Below are 17,928 nucleotides of genomic sequence, written 5' to 3'. Positions count from 1 at the left end.
CGTTTGCTGAATGTTTAATAAGCTCAAAAATCTTCTTTTTTCTACCCGTTTAACTGCCGTTCTTTTTATTGTTTTTGCTACCGCCATGGCATTTGGCACCTTCATTGAGAGCTGGTACAGCACGGAAACTGCGCGAATATGGATTTATAATGCCAAGTGGTTTGAGGGGATTATGGTGCTCTTTGTTATCAATTTTATTGGTAATATTTCTCGATACCGACTTTTTAGAAAAGAAAAATGGGCTGTATTGATTCTCCATCTTTCATGGATCTTAATCATTTTGGGAGCTTTTGTAACGCGCTATATAAGTTTTGAGGGAATGATGCCCATTCGCGAAGGGAATTCCGAGAATGTATTTTATTCAGATAAAACCTTTCTTACTGCTTATATTGATGGTGAAATAGAAGGACAACCTCAAAGAAAAATACTTGAGGACGACTTAATAGTTACACCAGAAGCCCTAAAATCCAATCTTCCATGGAAATCGGATTTTAATGGGGTGCCGTTTTCTATTTCCTATGTTGATTTCATTCATGGGGCCAAAGAAGGACTTATTGAGAATGAAAATGGGAAGGAATATTTAAAAATTGTAGAAGCGGGTGATGGGCAGCGCCATGAACACTTTTTGGAAAATGGACAAGTTGCCAGTATCCACAATGTACTATTTGCGTTGAACAAGGAAACCAATGGGGCCATCAATATTTATAAAACGGATAGTACGTATTTAATTCATTCGCCTTTTGAAGGAAATTTTATGCGTATGGCGGACCAGTTTCAAGGTCAATTGCTAAAAGATAGCCTGCAAACTTTACAGTTACGGTCTTTGTATAATACAGCTGGAATGCAATTTGTAATTCCAGACCCTGTTATTAAGGGTTCTTATGGAGTAGTGGAGCTACCAAAAGAAGAAATTACGGAAGCTTCTTTGGATGCCTTGGTTTTGGATGTGGCTGTTGGAGGTGAAACAATACGAAAAAAAGTATTGGGAGGTCAGGGCTCCGCAAATTTTACCGAAAAATTTAATGTTGGGGGATTGGATTTTAACCTAAGTTATGGCTCCAAAGTCTACGAACTGCCTTTTGCCATAAAACTAAATGATTTCATTGCAGAGAAATATCCAGGAACGGAAAAAGGATATGCTTCTTTCATGAGCAAGGTTACTGTGGAAGACGAGCGCCCTTTTGATTATGACATATTTATGAACCATGTTTTGGACCATCAAAAATATCGCTTTTTCCAATCCAGTTTCCATCCTGATGAAAAGGGGACTATTTTGTCTGTAAGCCATGACTTTTGGGGAAAGTGGATTACCTATACAGGCTATACCCTCTTGTATATAGGCTTATTAGGGATTATGTTCTTTGGTAAGACTCGTTTTAAGGATTTAGGACAGTCATTGGATAAATTAAAACATAAAAAGGCAGCTTTGACCCTTATTTTTTTAGTTGGCCTTATGTTCAATGGTGCTGCCCAAGATCAAAACGATACCCACAATCATATAGCTCCGCCTACAAAAGAATTGTTGGATTCTCTTTTGCAAACCACAATAGCCTCTAAGGAGCATGCTGCCAAGTTTGCCCATTTGGTGATTCAGGATGATAATGGCCGTATGAAGCCTATCAATACTTTTGCTTCAGAACTGATTAGGAAACTGAGCCTTAAAAATAAGTACAAGGATTTAAATACGGATCAAGTGTTTCTTTCCATGATGTTAAACCCTCGACTTTGGTACAATGTTGAGTTTATGGCATTGGACAAAAAAGGGCAAAATGATAGTATTAGGAAAATTATTGGAGTGCCCAAAGACCAAGAGCAGGTAAAGGCCACTGATTTTTTTGATGCAGAAGGCAATTATAAGTTGGCCCCTTACGTGGAAAAGGCATATGCAAAAAGTAACCCTAACCAGTTCGAAAAAGACTTTAAGGATGCGGACCTACGTTTAGGACTTCTTAATAGAGCTTTGGGAGGGGATATAGTTAAGATATTTCCTTTGTTGAATGACGAGAACAATAAATGGATATCAGCTGTGGAGTATCGTTCAGGGCAATATCAAATTTCAGATTCATTGTATGGAAATTTTGTAAAAAATGCAGTGCCCTATTACTTAATGTCTCTTCAAGAATCAATTAAAACAGGAGATTATACTGGCTCTGATAAGCTTTTGGAGGCATTTAAGCAGAACCAAGTAAATCATGGAGAAGAAGTGTTGCCTTCGGACAGCAGAATAAAAACTGAAGTTATTTATAACGGACTGGATATTTTTAACCGACTGTATCAATGGTATGCTTTAGTAGGCCTTTCTATGTTCTTTGTGTTGATTTTTAGAATTTTTAAGGACCGTGAAATATGGAAAGTGGCCACTTATTTCTTTAAAGGAATTATTGTCCTATTTTTTATTTGGCATACAGCCGGACTTGTCTTGCGATGGTATATTTCTGGTCATGCACCTTGGAGTGATGCCTATGAAAGTATTCTTTATGTTTCTTGGGCAACTATGGGAATGGGGCTCCTGTTTAGTAAAAAAAGTGACCTTACCATTGCGGCCAGTGCTTTCGTTACTTCTATGTTGTTGTGGATTGCCCACCAAAGTTGGGTAGATCCGGCCATTGCGAATTTGGTTCCTGTGCTAGATAGTTATTGGCTTATGATTCATGTGGCTGTGATTGTCGGTAGCTACGGCCCCTTGACAGTGGGAATGATTCTAGGTGTGACATCCCTTATTCTTATTATTTTGACCAATAAAAAGAACAAAAAACGAATGGAGCTCAATTTAAAGGAATTGACAATCATTAATGAGCTTGCCCTTACCGTTGGATTGGTAATGCTTACTATTGGTAATTTCTTAGGAGGACAATGGGCAAATGAAAGTTGGGGACGTTATTGGGGCTGGGATCCCAAAGAAACCTGGGCATTGATTTCCATTATGGTCTATGCTTTTGTAATACATTCCCGTTTGGTTCCAGGATTGAGAAGTAGATGGGTCTTTAATTTTATGAGTGTAGTTGCCTTTGCAAGTATTATGATGACCTATTTTGGAGTTAATTTTTACTTGGTGGGACTTCATAGTTATGCCAGTGGTGCGCAGGTAATTACCCCTACCTTTATTTGGTATACGGTCTTTGGAGTGTTGGTTTTGGGTGCTGTTAGCTGGTGGCGTTATAGAGTGAATTATTCTAAATAGGAGAGCACTTTGCCTTATATTTTAAAAATAAAGTTCTGTTTTTATTAAGTTTAGAATAATAGGGTTTCATAGTCTACATTCCTAAATTTAAGCAATAACAATAAAAAGAACCAAATGAATCAAAACATCAACATGGCGGTCCTTATAGACGGTGATAATATTCCATCAGCTCATGTGAAGGAGATGATGGAAGAAATTGCCAAATATGGTAATCCGACCATAAAGAGAATTTATGGGGATTGGACAAGACCAGGTTTAAATAAATGGAAAAATTTGCTTTTGGAAAATGCCATAACACCAATACAACAATATGGCTATACAACGGGCAAGAATGCCACTGACTCGGCTATGATAATTGATGCAATGGATATTTTATATAGTGGAAAAGTAGATGGATTTTGCTTGGTGTCCAGCGATAGTGATTTTACTCGGTTAGCAACTAGATTAAGAGAAGCTGGTATGCAGGTTATAGGTATTGGAGAGAAAAAGACGCCAAATCCATTTATTGTGGCCTGTGATAAATTCGTTTATATTGAGATTTTAAAAAAACAAACAGAAGAAAAGGTGGGGGACAAAGAATCCGTAGAACCCTCCGTAGATAGGATAACAGAAAAAGAAATAAATCTAATTAGAACAACAATCAATGATTTGTCAGATGATGATGGTTGGGCCTTTCTGGGAGATGTAGGAAGCCTAATACAGAAAAAACAACCGAATTTTGACTCAAGAAATTATGGATTTGAAAAACTAACGCCACTGATTAAATCTACAGAAAGGTTTGAAATTGAACAGAGAGAAACACCTAAAAGCAGACATAAATTAATCTATGTAAAAAATATAAAAAAACATGCAGCAAAAATTAAAAAACCATAATTATCCCTGTGGAATGGAATAACCGTTTGTTAAGTAGATTGAATATTCAGTGAAAAAAAAGACTTAGTTTTTAGTTCATTTAAATATTTTTCCCATCTTTGTTTCATCATGAAGTTATAGAAATTATGTATACCATAGATGTCACAGGGGTCGAAATGACCAGAATTTAACCGTAAACACTTTTACGGTCACTAGCATCTACACTTCCTTTTTTTAACATAATTTCATTCTAATGACACAAAATAGACTTTCATTAAAACAACTATTTAAACATTTTATAACAGCGGTTACCGGCAAAGAAACCAATTACACCACTGGGAGTATTCGTAAGGCAATTTTTATGCTTTCCATCCCCATGATTTTGGAAATGATGATGGAGTCCATTTTTGCCATTGTGGACATTGCCTATGTTTCCAAAGTGAGTGTAAATGCCGTAGCTACTATTGGGTTGACCGAGTCTGTAATTACTTTGGTCTATGCTATTGCCATTGGCTTAAGTATGGCGGCAACGGCATTGGTAGCAAGAAGAGTTGGGGAAAAGGATATTCAGGGAGCAAAGGAATCTGCAGTGCAGGCCATACTTTTAGGAATTGTTGTGGCATTGATTGTTGGTGCCATAGGATTTTTATATGCTAGAGACATACTGGCCCTAATGGGAGCGGAGCAAGATTTAATCGATGAAGGATATGGATATACCCAATTGTTGATTGGCGGTAACGTTACTATACTTCTTTTGTTTCTTATCAATGCCATTTTTAGGGGGGCAGGAGATGCCTCGGTGGCCATGTGGACCTTGGTATTGTCCAATGGGCTCAATATCATATTGGACCCTATTTTTATTTTTGGCTGGGGACCTGTACCAGAATATGGAGTTATGGGCGCTGCTATCGCAACCAATATTGGTAGGGGAACTGCTGTATTATTTCAATTTGGTATTTTATTTTTTGGTTGGAGTAGAATAAAAATTGCATTTAAAGATTTTGTTCTAAACCTTAAGGTGATGTTTAATTTAATTAAAGTGTCTCTTGGGGGAATAGCTCAGTTTTTAATAGGAACTTCCAGCTGGGTCTTTCTAATGCGAATGGTATCCGAATTTGGCAGCGAGGTTTTGGCAGGTTATACCATTGCCATAAGGGTAATGTTGTTCACGTTAATGCCCGCTTGGGGAATGAGCAATGCAGCCGCTACTTTGGTAGGACAGAACCTAGGGGCACAGCAACCAGATCGGGCAGAAAAATCCGTTTGGGTAACAGGAAAATACAACGCCTATTTTATGTTCATAGTGTCTTTGATTTATCTGTTATTTGCTAAAACTATAATTGGTTGGTTCAATGGAACACCTGATGTGGTTAAATATGGAGCGATTTGTTTACAAGTTATGGCGGCCGGGTATGTTTTTTATGGATACGGAATGGTAGTGACCCAAGCTTTTAACGGATCAGGGGACACAAAAACTCCTACAAAAATAAATTTCATCGCTTTTTGGCTATTTCAACTACCATTTGCTTATTTAACAGCTATTACTTTTGATTTTGGAGTTATTGGTGTCTTTTGGGCCATTACTTTGGCGGAAGTAGCTTTAGCTATAATTGCAATAGTCTGGTTTAAAAAGGGACAATGGAAAAGGACTATGATTTAACCGTTTTTTGTACCTTAGATATTATAAATTTTAGCGTATGGATACTGGCAGAAAAGGATTGAATACCATCTGCACGCATATAGGGGATTTAGAGGATAAAGAGTACAAAGGGGCAGTTTCTCCATTGTATATGAGCACCTCTTACGCCTACATGGATGTAGATGTAAAAAGATATCCTAGAAATTATAATACTCCCAATCAAGAAGCACTATGTAAAAAAATAGCCGCTTTGGAGCATACAGAAACAGCTCTTATATTTAGTAGTGGAATGGCAGCAATAAGTACCACATTGCTTGGTTTTTTAAGTGCAGGTGACCATGTGGTGCTTCAGCAAACCCTGTATGGAGGAACGTATGCCTTAGTTACCAAACACTTTGAACGATTTGGAATTGAATATTCATTTACGGAAGGATGGGAAGCTTCTGATTTTGAAAAAGAAATAAAGGCTAATACCAAAGTTCTGTATATTGAGACCCCTTCCAATCCCTTATTGACGATTACGGATATGAAGGTTGTTTCCAGCCTTGCAAAAAAGCATGGATTAACCACCATGATCGATAATACGTTTGCAAGTCCTGTAAATCAAAACCCAATCGACTTTGGAATTGATGTGGTACTCCACAGCGCTACAAAATACATGGGAGGACATTCGGATATTAGTGCCGGAGCTGTGGCGTGCTCAAGAGAGCATATGAAAAAGGTGTACGATATAGCCATAGACCTAGGAGGTAATTTAAGCGAATATACAGTCTGGTTGTTGGAGCGAAGTATAAAAACGATGGGTGTTCGTGTGAAACAACACAATGAAAATGCTATGGAAATGGCTCAGTTTTTAAATGCCCATAAAGACATAACAAGGGTTCATTACCCTGGTTTGGCATCTCACCCTGGACATGAGATTGCTAAAACTCAAATGAACGGTTTTGGGGGCATGATGTCTTTTGAATTGAATAATGAGATTGACGCTACACAATTTCAAAAAGAATTAAAATTGATAAAACCTTCTATGAGTTTGGCAGGAGTAGAGAGTACAATTCTAACACCTGCACAGACATCACATAGTAGAATGGAAAAAAGCAAAAGGGAAGCTCAAGGAATTACGGACGGACTTATCCGTTTTTCTGTTGGGATAGAAGAACCACAAGATTTAATAGACGATATAGAGCAGGCAATAAAAAAGGTGAAATCAATAAAAAAGGTTGTTCTACAATCGTAAAATAAATACATGAAATTAGACATATTAGTTTTTGGGGCACATCCAGATGATGCTGAATTAGGTGCAGGAGCAACTATTGCCAAAGAAATAGCAAGTGGAAAAAAAGTGGGTATTGTAGATTTAACGAGAGGTGAACTGGGTACTCGAGGTTCTGCTGAAATTAGGGATAAGGAGGCCATGGCAGCCGCTAAAATTCTTGGGGTGTCCGTTAGGGAGAATCTGGAATTTGCAGATGGTTTTTTTGTGAATGACAAGCAGCACCAACTAGAAGTTATTAAAATGGTTAGAAGGTATCGCCCAGAAATTGTTTTATGCAATGCAATAGTAGATAGACATATAGACCATGCAAAGGGAAGTAATTTGGTAAGTGACGCCTGTTTTTTAAGTGGATTGATAAAGATTGATACAAAATTTGAAGGGGACGATGAATGGCAAGATCCATGGAGACCAAAACAGGTGTACCATTATATTCAATGGAAAAGTATTGAACCCGATTTTGTTGTAGATGTTTCTGGGTATATTGATAAAAAGGTTGAAGCTATTCTGGCATATAGTTCACAATTTTATGATCCCAACAGTAAAGAGCCAGAAACTCCTATAAGTAGTAAAAATTTCACTGATAGTGTAAGTTATAGAGCAAGGGATTTGGGAAGAATTGTGGGAGTGGAGTATGCAGAAGGATTTACAAGTGAACGATATATAGCAGTAAATGGGCTCGATGCTTTAATTTAGCTAGCCAACGTTTTTGTATTTTTTTTCATCCTCGGCCTTTGGTAAAGTAAAAAAGAAACTTGTTCCCTTCTTTATTTCACTTGCCACCCATATTTCCCCTTTGTTGTTTTCTACCATTTCTATACAAAGCGAAAGGCCCAATCCAGTCCCTTTCTCATTATTGGTGCCATATGTTGTGAAGTTTGAATTTTTAATGAATAACTTTTCCTGTACTTCTTGCGTCATTCCTATTCCAGTATCGCGAACACAGATTTCCCAATTATTTTCGTTCTCTTTAGCCTCAATTACAATCATGCCATTTTCAGGAGTAAATTTTAAGGCATTGCTCATTAAGTTTCTAATAATAATATCAACTTGATTCTTATCGGCCCAAACAACGATATTCTCGGAAATTCTATTTACAATCCTGATTGCTTTTTTATTTGCTATTTCGGATAGTAAATTAACATTATCCTCAACAATGTTATCAATATTTACTGCTTTTGGTTTTGTGACAGCCCCATTCATTTGTGTTTGCCCCCATGAAAGCAAATTGTTAAGTGTAAAAGAGATGTGGCTTACATCGTCCCATAATTTAGGAACAAGTTTTAAGAATTCATTTTTATGCATTTCTCCATCCTTGAATAACTTTAGAAGTCCTTCTAAAGCTGCAATAGGTCCTCTAAGGTCATGGCCGATTATGGAGAATAATTTATCCTTGGTATTATTTAATCCTTTTAATTCTACTTTTCTATTTTCCAGAATATCTTGTTTAACATGTAATTCCTTATTTAACTTTTTCTGGGTTTTTTCATTTCTATAGACTAGAAAAGTTATCAATCCTAAAATTAAAAGAATTACCAGACCTCCATAGATATAGCTCCTTTGTTTTCTTAGCGCTTTCTCGTTTTGTAGTATTAGAGCTTCTTTTTGCCTATCATGGGCCAACTGTGTTTTTAACATGGTAAGCCCTTTTTTATTGTCATTTCTTGATAGTGTGTCCGATATAGCTTGGAAGAGCTCGTGATATTTTAGGGCATTGACATAGTCTTTTTTGTTCTTACTTATTTTGTAAAGAGTTTTTGCACATTTTTCAATTCCCTCCTTAAACTTAATCCTACTGGATATTTCGTAAGCTTCCAAGGCATAAATTTCTGAAATACTATCTCTTTTTAACCCATAATATGCTTCGGCCATTCCATTTACCAAATCAATTTTACTTCTATCGTCCTCAATTTTATCATGAATCATTTCCGCTTGGTGGTACCAATGTAGAGCCCATATATATTTTTCTTTTTTGAGGTACGTTTTACCCTTTACCTCATAGGCATATGCCAACCAATCTATAATATTGTGTGCTTCAAAAATAGTAATGCTCTTGTTTATGTTAAACATGGCATAATCCAAATTGCCAATATCCGCATAAATAGACGCTATATTACTCATTGTTTCAGCTGAGTATATATCGTTGCCAATCTCATCATTAATGCTTTTCACCTTTTTGTAAAAACTCAATGCCTGATCATAGTCTTTTTGGGAGGCGTAAAGGTTAGCAACATTTTCGTTAATTATAGAAAGCATCAGCTTGTTGTCCACTCTTTCAGCAAATTCCAAACTTATTAAATAAACGTTTAAGGCTTTGGCATAATCACCCATGTAGGCATACTGTCCTGCCAAATCATTTTGAATATTGAGTATTAAATTTGAGTCCTTAAGCTCATTTGCAATGGATAGGGCAGACCTACAGTAATTTATCGCTTCGGCATAATCACCCTTGTCCGAGTAATAACGGCTCATTAGAATTAGCGAATGAGCCTCTCCTTTTTTGTATCCTGCAGATTTACTGTATTTAAAAGCTTGTTGAGAAAGAAGAAATAAACTATCTGTTTTAATGAACCTAAGTTGTTTTCCTAGATTATTAAGAAGTTTTATATAGGTAGTATCTTTTACACTAAAATTCTTTTTAGCTTGGACAACCTCTATTTCCTTTTCAATACTATCTTTTATTTTTTGTTGAGCATAAGTTTGCCCAATAAAAAATATAAAAATGGTTATTGCCAACCATTGCTTTGAGTATCGATGATTAAAAATACAGTTGTGTGCCACTAAAAAAATAAAATATAGTTTACGGTTTTAAAAATAACCTATGTATTCACCTATTGCCAATTAATGTTGTGAAACACTATTTTTTGTGTGTTATAGGATGTTAAGAGTGTATTTCATCGATTTTATCAAAAAGAAGTCTGCACTTATTTAGTAGGACAACCCTAATAATGGATATTCTACTAAAAAATATACGCTGTTTTATTTTGAAAGATGGCACAAAAAAAATTATCTTTGCAACCGCTTATAAATGGTGGTTGTAGCTCAGCTGGTTAGAGCATCGGTTTGTGGTACCGAGGGTCGCCGGTTCGAACCCGGTCTTCCACCCAATAGCAAGAAAATTACCCTGCTGTATATTTTATGGCGGGGTTTTTTTGTGGTCAGAATTTAGGGTGAGAAGTTTATGCCGAGCGGAGCCGAAGTGAACCCGGTCTTCCACCCAGAAAGGCAAAAACCCAATCATTATGATTGGGTTTTTTTATTTTAGGATGTAAAGAGTTTACTTGGTAGCTTTATCTACGATAACCCTTTGGTCTCGGTTGGCAACCTCCCAAGCAGTGTAAAAAATTAATCTAGACCTATTCTCTAACAAGTCATAATTTATTTTATCGGGTGTGTCGCTTGGCTTATGGTAATCCGCATGGGTACCGTTAAAATAAAAAATAATAGGAATATTGTTTTTTGCAAAATTGTAATGGTCACTTCTATAATAAAAACGATTGGGGTCATTTTCATCATTATAAGTATAGTCCAATTCTATTTGGGTGTACTTTTCATTGATGGCTTCTGAGAGTTCATGCAAATCTGAGCTCAATTTATCTGAACCAATAAGATAAATGTAGTTTCTGTCCCCTTCTCTTTTTGGGTCAATACGACCAATCATATCAATATTTAAATTGGCCACAGTTTGAGACAATGGAAAAACTGGTTCAAAGTCCGTATAATATTGTGAGCCAAACAACCCTTTTTCCTCACCTGTTACATGCAAAAACACGACGGATCTTTTTGGCCCATTTCCTTCGTCTTTGGCTTTTTTAAATGCTTGTGCAATCTCTAAAAGGGCCACTGTTCCGGAACCATCATCATCGGCACCATTATTTATTTCGCCATCACTAGTTATGCCAATATGGTCCAAGTGGGAGGAGATAACCACATACTCATTTGGTTTTTCTGACCCTTTGATATAGGCTACTACGTTTTCTGAACTAACTTCATCATTAGAGCTTTCTATTTTCAATGTTAATGGAACAGAAACTGTTTTTGGAACATCATTATCATCAATATTGGGCAATAGTTTTTTTCCAATTTCAGAATTAATAATGAAACTAGAAAAATCCGTGGATTCACTTTTTAATGCCATTCTACCCCTGTTGTTCCTTTTGGAAAAGTCAAAATATCCTTTGTACCTTCCAAAATTGGAATCATCGTAGTATAGCATGCCAACTGCACCATTGTCTGTTGCTGCTTTAGCCCTTTTTCCAAAAGATTCTGACATATTGCTCCAATCGGATTTTTCATCCGTACCAGATACTGCATAAGAACCATTGGCATTCTTTGGTTCTCCAAACTTTATTAATACCAATTTTCCTTTTACATCCAACCCTTTATAATCGGAGTAATTTTCATCGTCTATGCCATAACCAGCATAAATAATATCAGAATAGGTGCCGGTTGCTTTGGAAAAAGTAACAAAATCTTCGCCTATGGGGTATTCTTGATTGTCTATGTTAATGGAACCGGTAGGCAGGTTGCTCATTTCTAATGGAACATTTTGAATGTAGTCTCCATCATCCTTTGCAGCAGCAATTTCCATTTTCTCATAGGCTTCTTTAAGGTAGGCAACTGCCTTTTTTTGACCAGGTTTTCCTGTTTCACGTCCTTCAAACTCATCTGAAGCATAGATGTATAGATGTTCTTTTAGTTCTTCTTGTGTTATTGTTTTAGCATATATGGTATTGGCTTCAACACCTTTGGTTGTACTCTTTTCTTCCACAGTTTTTTGGGAAGAGTTACAGGACATTATCAATCCAATAAGGATTACAGCGATTTTTCTCATTTAATGTAGTTTTCGTGCAAAATTTACCAAAAATAACAAAAAGAAAATGGAAGTAATGGAAAAGAAATGTTTTATGCCACAATATTAGTAATTTATGCTTTAAAGCAGGTTTTATGGATAGATGAAAATGGCTAAAAACATAGGAGCCTTGTCTTCTTATATTCTGTTGACGCCTTATTCTGGACTGTCAATTTCTATACAAGAAAGGAACGAAGGTTTTGTAAGATTGACTACCAATGAGAAGCCAAGTGAATGTTCTCTAAAGGCCGTAGGGGTGATTTTAAACACTGTAAATCAGTTAAATAACATGTCTTTTGGAATTTACGGACTTACTTTTTTCTTTTTAAATGTAGAACATAGGTCGCATTAAATCCAAAGTTTAGGTTAGGATCCCTAAAATTAAAATTGTTAGGGGTTTGCACTATAAAGGTGTCCTCCACCATATTTCTGGTATTGGTAAGCATAAACTGGAGCATTAAATCCCCAACCTCCCAATTTACACCTAATGAAAATGGACCGTATGTGTCTACAGATTCCAAAGGATTGGTAACATAATAATATTCTGATACAACAGATACATGCCCCCCTAATTTATACCTGCCCCCAAAACCTACGGCAAAAACATTTTTTGGATCAATAGGGGATGGAACCATACCCTTATGAATAAATGATGGGGCAACCTGGAGAGAGAAATTAGATGATATCTTTCTAGCTATTAAAGCTTGGGTAGTAAAGGATAATCTATTGGAAAAATCATCTTGAATGGTTGCATCAGGAAAAGCATTGCTATTGTAACTACCTCCTTGCAATAAGGTGATACTGAAAGGGGAGCCCCCCTTACGCTGTCTAACTAGTTTATATTTTAGGTACCCATCAAATAAACCATCAAAATTAGAACCTCCAAACCCCATGGAAAAGCGGTCTGTAACACCATACTCCAAAGCTATTCTGGCAGCTAGACGATCAGCCGCAAAACTCTGGGCTTTGCTGTCAGGAATGTTCCAAAACCTGTTTGCAACAAAAATTTCGAGGATTCCTTTCTTTCTGGTTTCAATTGAGTGACCATAAGATATTCTGGTCATCTTAAAGGTTGCCGAAGTATAATCAACTATATTGGGTTGTTCTTGATCTAAGATTCCCAACAAATCATCCTGTGCATTTATATGAGTATATAAACCAGTAATTAGGAATACTACAAAAAGTAATTTTCTATTTCTCATAAGGCTCATATTCAAATCTAAAGGTTACTGAAATTGTTTTGGCAATGTTACCGGCCAGTAATGGCGGAACTTTAATATCATAATCTTTTACAAAAGTTTCAAAAGTGCCAGTTAGAACAAACTTTCCACTAGAACTATCAATATCGGTTTTTATTTCCAACTCTTTCGATATGCCATGTAATGTAAATATTCCTTGTACCATTTTCGTTTGTATACCATTTATTGAAGCATCAAAATCAATGATTTCACCTTCAAAAGTGGCTTTTGGATGAATGTCCGATTCGATATAACTTTCGTTAAAATGCTCCTTCATCAATGCTTTTTCAAAAATAAAAGCATTCATTAGCATACTGGCAGCAATTTTATTATTGGAAAAATCAATAATACTAAGCGCTTGGTTGTTCTCTGCTTTAATATTTTCAACGGATGTATAGGAAAAGAAGGATACTTGTCCCTGTCGAGCAATTATTTGTTCCGAGTTCTGCCCAATTCCGGTGAAAAATGAAAAAACAAAAAGAAACTTAATTAGTTTATTCATCAATATAAGTGTTGAGTAGTACACAATTTAACATGATTCCATCCATAAGGAATCCTTTAAAAATACCTTTGATTAGAACAGAATCTCCATTTTTTATTTGTTGAACATTGTGTAATTGGTTGGTTTGCATATCACATATTATATAGCCTTCTTCTTTATTTTTTCCAGCTTCTAAAAATACAGTACATTTTTTATTTAAATAACTAACTTTTGTTACAATACCTTTAATTTCAACTATTTTCTCCTTGTAATCGGAATTTGCTTGTTCTTTGTTTAAAATAAATGAAGACATCAAATTTTCTGCATTTGTATGCACTTCTGTCTTTTTATCCAATATATTGATATGTGAATCATAGGATAAATACCAATAAAAAATCACCCCAAGTATTAAGATTGTTAAAACAATTATTATTCTTTTGGTAATTCTATTCATATTTAAAATAAAGTTTATAGCAAGTAATAAGCGGTTATACTGCACTAAAGTTAGCACAAAAGCATTATAGAAAATGTTATTTCCAATTGTTAATGGTAAAACCTTGGGAAGCATAGCAATTTCCCAAGGTTTCTTCACCAATACTCAACTTCCTCAATCAACTATTGTTATGGTTCCAGTCATTTGACCATGGAACTCACAATTATAAAATAATGTATTTGGAGCGTCATTAGGAACTGTAAAGCTTATAGTTCCTGTTGATGCACCATTATTGGTAACACCATCATCAAATGTGTTTGCAGTACCTGTACCTTGAACAGACTTAACCAAAAATGGATGCCCAGGAGTATTTACATTGAATTCATATGTTTCCCCTCTTTTTAACGTAAAGTCAGGGTTACTTGCATCTGTTAATCCATTACCGCTAAATAGATAGGCCGTGGCCCCATTATTAGATACCTCATAGGTAGCCGCAACACTTGATGTGTCTTCTGGTTCTGGAGCCTCCTCTATGTCTGGGTTGATTATTGGCCAAACTCCAGCAGCAGGAAATCCAACTCCATAATTATCACCACGTTCCTGATCTTGACCAAAATAGTATAAAGGCCATCCTTTGTAGGTTAACTGTGACTCTCCAAACACATCAATGGTTCCAAAATCACTACTGTCCAATATACTAGGCAGCCCTTCTATACTTGTATGGAATATGGGCCATACACCATTATTGGAAAAATCATCTGCTGTAAAGTTGTTTTGGTTCTTTTTGTCTCCAATAAAAGTGTAAAGAGTGTTCCCTTCATCATCTGTAACATAGAGAGTTTCCTCATCACCAGGAATGTATTCACCTGTAAGGTTGGTTTCGTTTCCGTCAGAGTCCCTACCTACCAATTGGGCAACACTAATCATTAAAGAATAATCTGGTTTTGCAACAAAGAAATTATTGGCGTTGTCTCCGTTTATATCTCCAGAGCTTGCGTCATTGGCAAATAAGTATAGTGGCCATCCTTTGTAAGTAGTTTGTTGTGCACCATCTTCTCTGGTAATGGTTGCAAAGTCGTCTGCATTCAATCCTGCATCCAAAGTAAGGTTCTCAGCAAAGAAAGTTGGCCATACACCAGAACAACCACCGCTACAGTTAGATGTTCCTTTGGCATCTTTTCCAAAGAAATATAAGGTCATGCCTTCTGCGTTTGTCATTACATTTCCAAAAGTTGTATTTTCAGAAATTCTTACGGCATTTGGGTCTGGTTCTGGAGCTTCTTCTGTGTCTGGATTTATGATTGGCCATATTCCAGCAGCTGGAAAACCAACCCCAAAGTTGTCACCCCGTTCCTGATCTTGACCAAAATAGTATAGAGGCCATCCTTTGTAGGTTAATTGGGATTCTCCAAAAACATCAATGGTTCCAAAATCATCAGCACTTAAAATACTTGGCAAGCTCCCAATAGTGGTATTGAATATTGGCCATACCCCATTATTTGAAAAATCTTCAGCAGTAAAATTGTTTTGGTTCTTCTTATCATTTATGAAAATGTACAATGTGTTTCCTTTTTCATCTGTTATATAAAGTGTTTCTTCATCGCCAGCGATAAATTCACTTGTAAGATTGGTTTCACCTCCACTGGAATCTCTTCCTACCAATTGGGCAACGGTTATCATTATAGAATAATCTGGTTTTGCAACAAAGAAATTATTGGTATTATCACCATTTATATCGGTTGTGGCAGCATCGTTTGTAAAAAGGTACAATGGCCACCCTTTGTAAGTAGTTTGTTGTTCACCATCTTCTCTTGTAATGGTCCCAAAGTCAGAAGCACTTAGACCTGAATCCAGGGTTAAGTCATCGGTAAAAAAAATGGGCCACACATCGGCACATCCACCGCTACAGTTAGATGCTCCTTTGGCATCTTTTCCAAAGAAATACAATGTTTTTCCTTCAGAGTTTGTTAATACCTCACCAAAAGTTGCATCTGACCTAAGACCAACCGAGTTACCAACTTCGGTTTCGGTTTCAGTTTCGGAATCTGGATTAGGATTTGGGTTGTTGTAGGTATCATCGGAATCATCAGAACAGCTAATGACAATTAATGAGAGGACGAATAGTAATAAAAGCTTTTTCATTTTGTTTGAATTTTAAAAGGATTAAATATTAATGTTGATCAAAACAACTGCTTCTTGGGCGTTTATATGGACAAAAGGTGTGTGAAGGGGAAAAATGACCCTTGAAAGGGAATAAAATGGAATGAAATTTTGGGGAATCCCCATGGTATTTCCATTATTTCTATAGGAGTGGGTTTACTTAGAATAATGATTACCACTAGTGTACTTAAAAAAAATTGTGTAGCTAAATAACTTCATATATATTTGTAGTCAAATGACTTCGTAATGAAATTAAGGAGAGATATTTATCAAGCGATTGCAGATCCGACCAGACGATCAATTTTAGCATTATTAGCATCTCAGACAATGACAGCAGGAGCAATTGCAAATAATTTTGATGCATCCAGACCTACAATTTCAAAACATATTCAAATTTTAAACGAATGTGAACTCATTGAATCAAATAAAAAGGGGCGAGAGATTTACTATCAAATTAAAATTGAAAAAATAAATGAAATTGATATTTGGGTAAATCAATTACGTGGACGTTGGGAAGATAGGTTTAGCAATCTTGACAATTACTTAAATAAAATTCAAAAAGAGGGGAAATAAGCAAATAACATGAACAAGGAAATACAAATGACTCGAACATTTAATGCTTCCATTATGATTGTGAGGGAGATTTGGACCAATCCAAAACATATTTTCAATTGGTAGGGGCCAAAAAGAGTACCCTTGCTATGCATGAAAAGCTTGTTTAGTAGAGTGGTCTATGGAATTGACCATGCCAATGCAGGAAATTATAATTAAAGAATACAAAGTTGAAGAAGGCCTAAAGTAAAACGTTGATGGGCTTAAGAAATGTGTAACAAAAAAATGTGAAATATGAGCGCTAATTTATTATTCAAATTTAAGGTTAATAAAGAAAACAACACCGTTAATGTAAAGCGAGAATTTGCTGCAAATCTTGATTTAGTATGGGACGCTTGGACAAAACCCGAAATCTTAGACCAATGGTGGGCACCAAAACCGTATAAAACGGTAACCAAATCCATGGATTTTAGAGAAGGAGGTATGTGGTTGTATTATATGGTAAGTCCTGAAAACGAAAAACATTGGTGCAAAAACAATTATTTGCAAATTAAGCCCAAAAGTAGTTTTACTGGTTTAGATGCCTTTTGTGATGAAAATGGAGTTCTGAACGAAGAAATGCCACGAACTCAGTGGACAAATACATTTAGTGAAGAAAAAGCTAATAAAACACTAGTTTCGATTGTGGCCTCTTATGAAAGTCTTTCCGACCTTGAAAAGGTAATTAAAATGGGCTTTAAAGAAGGATTTACCATGGCCCTTAAGAATTTAGATGAATATGTTAAATACAAAAATATAAATGAAAACAAGTAGAAAAGTATCCAAAGGAACTTTGTGGATTTCTTATATTTTACAAAGCTTAATAGCCATAATGCTCTTAGTGGGGGCTTTTAATAATCTTTTACAGACTGATATGGCAGTTAGTGGTGCCATTGAAATGGGTTACCCAAAAGCTTCAGTTATTTATTTAGGAATAGTATTATTGATTTCAACCGTGTTATATGCAATTCCACAAACGACATTTTTAGGTTGCTTATTACTTACAGCATGGTTGGGAGGGGCAATAGCCACTCATATCATCCATAACGATCCCATCATTAATATTTTGTTTCCAATTGTTTTTGGAATACTTGTTTGGTTAAGTATTTGGCTAAGAAATGAGAAACTTCGAAGTATAGCTAAACCAAGGAAAAAAAATGATAAGGAATAGCTATGGTATACATTTAGAATTTATTACCCTGAAAATGACTTTTAACCATACTTATAA

At 35.9% G+C, this 17,928-nt stretch carries 15 protein-coding genes and 1 tRNA gene; 10 read left to right on the top strand and 6 right to left on the bottom strand.

What is annotated here, in order from left to right:
* Positions 1 to 10 precede the first annotated feature (10 nt).
* The 5 genes from ccsA to bshB1 all read left to right on the top strand — a co-directional run bounded on the left by ccsA (position 11) and on the right by bshB1 (position 7,641).
* Positions 11 to 3,181: a cytochrome c biogenesis protein CcsA gene (gene ccsA, locus GGR42_RS03050; protein ID WP_167960721.1), complete on the top strand. Its 3,171-nt coding sequence runs from the start codon at positions 11 to 13 to the stop codon at positions 3,179 to 3,181.
* 114 nt (positions 3,182 to 3,295) lie between these two features.
* On the top strand, positions 3,296 to 4,054 hold the full coding sequence (locus tag GGR42_RS03045) for an NYN domain-containing protein (protein ID WP_167960719.1): 759 nt from the start codon (positions 3,296 to 3,298) through the stop codon (positions 4,052 to 4,054).
* A gap of 232 nt (positions 4,055 to 4,286) precedes the next feature.
* On the top strand, positions 4,287 to 5,693 hold the full coding sequence (locus GGR42_RS03040; protein WP_167960717.1) for an MATE family efflux transporter: 1,407 nt from the start codon (positions 4,287 to 4,289) through the stop codon (positions 5,691 to 5,693).
* A 37-nt stretch (positions 5,694 to 5,730) separates the two neighbouring features.
* Positions 5,731 to 6,909, top strand: a complete 1,179-nt coding sequence (locus GGR42_RS03035) for a trans-sulfuration enzyme family protein (protein ID WP_167960715.1) — start codon at positions 5,731 to 5,733, stop codon at positions 6,907 to 6,909.
* 9 nt (positions 6,910 to 6,918) lie between these two features.
* Positions 6,919 to 7,641, top strand: a complete 723-nt coding sequence (bshB1, locus tag GGR42_RS03030) for a bacillithiol biosynthesis deacetylase BshB1 (RefSeq protein ID WP_167960713.1) — start codon at positions 6,919 to 6,921, stop codon at positions 7,639 to 7,641.
* Here the strand turns inward: bshB1 and GGR42_RS03025 are convergent, their stop codons facing one another.
* Positions 7,642 to 9,681, bottom strand: a complete 2,040-nt coding sequence (locus GGR42_RS03025) for a tetratricopeptide repeat-containing sensor histidine kinase (protein ID WP_209023919.1) — start codon at positions 9,679 to 9,681, stop codon at positions 7,642 to 7,644.
* Between the two features lie 294 nt (positions 9,682 to 9,975).
* On the opposite strand from GGR42_RS03025, the gene GGR42_RS03020 reads away from it, so the two are divergent.
* Positions 9,976 to 10,051: transfer RNA gene (locus GGR42_RS03020), tRNA-His, on the top strand.
* 171 nt (positions 10,052 to 10,222) lie between these two features.
* Here GGR42_RS03020 and GGR42_RS03015 read toward each other — a convergent pair.
* Positions 10,223 to 11,779 carry a M28 family peptidase gene (locus GGR42_RS03015; RefSeq protein WP_167960711.1) on the bottom strand — a complete coding sequence of 519 codons (1,557 nt, stop codon included), beginning with the start codon at positions 11,777 to 11,779 and terminating at the stop codon, positions 10,223 to 10,225.
* 127 nt (positions 11,780 to 11,906) lie between these two features.
* On the opposite strand from GGR42_RS03015, the gene GGR42_RS03010 reads away from it, so the two are divergent.
* Positions 11,907 to 12,149 carry a hypothetical protein gene (locus GGR42_RS03010; protein WP_167960709.1) on the top strand — a complete coding sequence of 81 codons (243 nt, stop codon included), beginning with the start codon at positions 11,907 to 11,909 and terminating at the stop codon, positions 12,147 to 12,149.
* On the opposite strand, the gene GGR42_RS03005 is transcribed toward GGR42_RS03010, so the two are convergent.
* From GGR42_RS03005 to GGR42_RS02990, 4 genes are read right to left on the bottom strand one after another with little or no spacing between them, the layout of a single operon-like run.
* On the bottom strand, positions 12,109 to 12,999 hold the full coding sequence (locus GGR42_RS03005; protein WP_167960707.1) for a DUF5777 family beta-barrel protein: 891 nt from the start codon (positions 12,997 to 12,999) through the stop codon (positions 12,109 to 12,111). The two genes, GGR42_RS03010 and GGR42_RS03005, sit on opposite strands and share 41 nt — an antisense overlap.
* On the bottom strand, positions 12,989 to 13,537 hold the full coding sequence (locus GGR42_RS03000) for a YceI family protein (protein ID WP_167960705.1): 549 nt from the start codon (positions 13,535 to 13,537) through the stop codon (positions 12,989 to 12,991). Before GGR42_RS03000 ends, GGR42_RS03005 begins: the two co-directional genes overlap by 11 nt.
* Positions 13,530 to 14,108 (bottom strand): OB-fold protein, encoded by a 579-nt coding sequence (locus GGR42_RS02995; protein ID WP_167960703.1) that lies wholly within the window; start codon positions 14,106 to 14,108, stop codon positions 13,530 to 13,532. The genes GGR42_RS03000 and GGR42_RS02995 overlap by 8 nt, the downstream gene beginning before the upstream one ends.
* Positions 14,109 to 14,123: 15 nt before the next feature.
* Complete coding sequence (locus GGR42_RS02990) at positions 14,124 to 16,091, bottom strand: hypothetical protein (RefSeq protein ID WP_167960701.1); 1,968 nt, start codon at positions 16,089 to 16,091, stop codon at positions 14,124 to 14,126.
* Positions 16,092 to 16,355: 264 nt separating this feature from the next.
* Between GGR42_RS02990 and GGR42_RS02985 the strand changes: the two genes are divergently transcribed.
* The 3 genes from GGR42_RS02985 to GGR42_RS02975 all read left to right on the top strand — a co-directional run bounded on the left by GGR42_RS02985 (position 16,356) and on the right by GGR42_RS02975 (position 17,871).
* Positions 16,356 to 16,682, top strand: a complete 327-nt coding sequence (locus tag GGR42_RS02985) for a metalloregulator ArsR/SmtB family transcription factor (protein WP_167960699.1) — start codon at positions 16,356 to 16,358, stop codon at positions 16,680 to 16,682.
* 273 nt (positions 16,683 to 16,955) lie between these two features.
* Positions 16,956 to 17,474 (top strand): SRPBCC family protein, encoded by a 519-nt coding sequence (locus GGR42_RS02980; RefSeq protein WP_167960697.1) that lies wholly within the window; start codon positions 16,956 to 16,958, stop codon positions 17,472 to 17,474.
* Positions 17,461 to 17,871 carry a DoxX family protein gene (locus GGR42_RS02975; protein ID WP_167960695.1) on the top strand — a complete coding sequence of 137 codons (411 nt, stop codon included), beginning with the start codon at positions 17,461 to 17,463 and terminating at the stop codon, positions 17,869 to 17,871. The genes GGR42_RS02980 and GGR42_RS02975 overlap by 14 nt, the downstream gene beginning before the upstream one ends.
* The last annotated feature ends 57 nt before the right edge of the window (positions 17,872 to 17,928 follow it).

This window comes from Saonia flava, assembly GCF_011927795.1.
Taxonomy (GTDB): Bacteria; Bacteroidota; Bacteroidia; order Flavobacteriales; family Flavobacteriaceae; genus Saonia; species Saonia flava.
The sequence above is the reverse complement of the archived record's forward strand: the minus strand, read 5'-3'. Positions and strand labels throughout refer to the sequence as shown.

What these genes read in the sequence shown, in the direction of transcription:
- GGR42_RS02990 (WP_167960701.1), bottom strand. Translation starts at nt 16,091, where the DNA reads ATGAAAAAGCTTTTATTACTATTCGTCCTCTCATTAATTGTCATTAGC.
- bshB1 (WP_167960713.1), top strand. Translation starts at nt 6,919, where the DNA reads ATGAAATTAGACATATTAGTTTTTGGGGCACATCCAGATGATGCTGAA.
- GGR42_RS03045 (WP_167960719.1), top strand. Translation starts at nt 3,296, where the DNA reads ATGAATCAAAACATCAACATGGCGGTCCTTATAGACGGTGATAATATT.
- GGR42_RS03035 (WP_167960715.1), top strand. Translation starts at nt 5,731, where the DNA reads ATGGATACTGGCAGAAAAGGATTGAATACCATCTGCACGCATATAGGG.
- GGR42_RS03040 (WP_167960717.1), top strand. Translation starts at nt 4,287, where the DNA reads ATGACACAAAATAGACTTTCATTAAAACAACTATTTAAACATTTTATA.
- GGR42_RS02985 (WP_167960699.1), top strand. Translation starts at nt 16,356, where the DNA reads ATGAAATTAAGGAGAGATATTTATCAAGCGATTGCAGATCCGACCAGA.
- GGR42_RS03010 (WP_167960709.1), top strand. Translation starts at nt 11,907, where the DNA reads ATGGCTAAAAACATAGGAGCCTTGTCTTCTTATATTCTGTTGACGCCT.
- GGR42_RS03000 (WP_167960705.1), bottom strand. Translation starts at nt 13,537, where the DNA reads ATGAATAAACTAATTAAGTTTCTTTTTGTTTTTTCATTTTTCACCGGA.
- GGR42_RS02980 (WP_167960697.1), top strand. Translation starts at nt 16,956, where the DNA reads ATGAGCGCTAATTTATTATTCAAATTTAAGGTTAATAAAGAAAACAAC.
- GGR42_RS03015 (WP_167960711.1), bottom strand. Translation starts at nt 11,779, where the DNA reads ATGAGAAAAATCGCTGTAATCCTTATTGGATTGATAATGTCCTGTAAC.
- GGR42_RS03005 (WP_167960707.1), bottom strand. Translation starts at nt 12,999, where the DNA reads ATGAGAAATAGAAAATTACTTTTTGTAGTATTCCTAATTACTGGTTTA.
- GGR42_RS02975 (WP_167960695.1), top strand. Translation starts at nt 17,461, where the DNA reads ATGAAAACAAGTAGAAAAGTATCCAAAGGAACTTTGTGGATTTCTTAT.
- ccsA (WP_167960721.1), top strand. Translation starts at nt 11, where the DNA reads ATGTTTAATAAGCTCAAAAATCTTCTTTTTTCTACCCGTTTAACTGCC.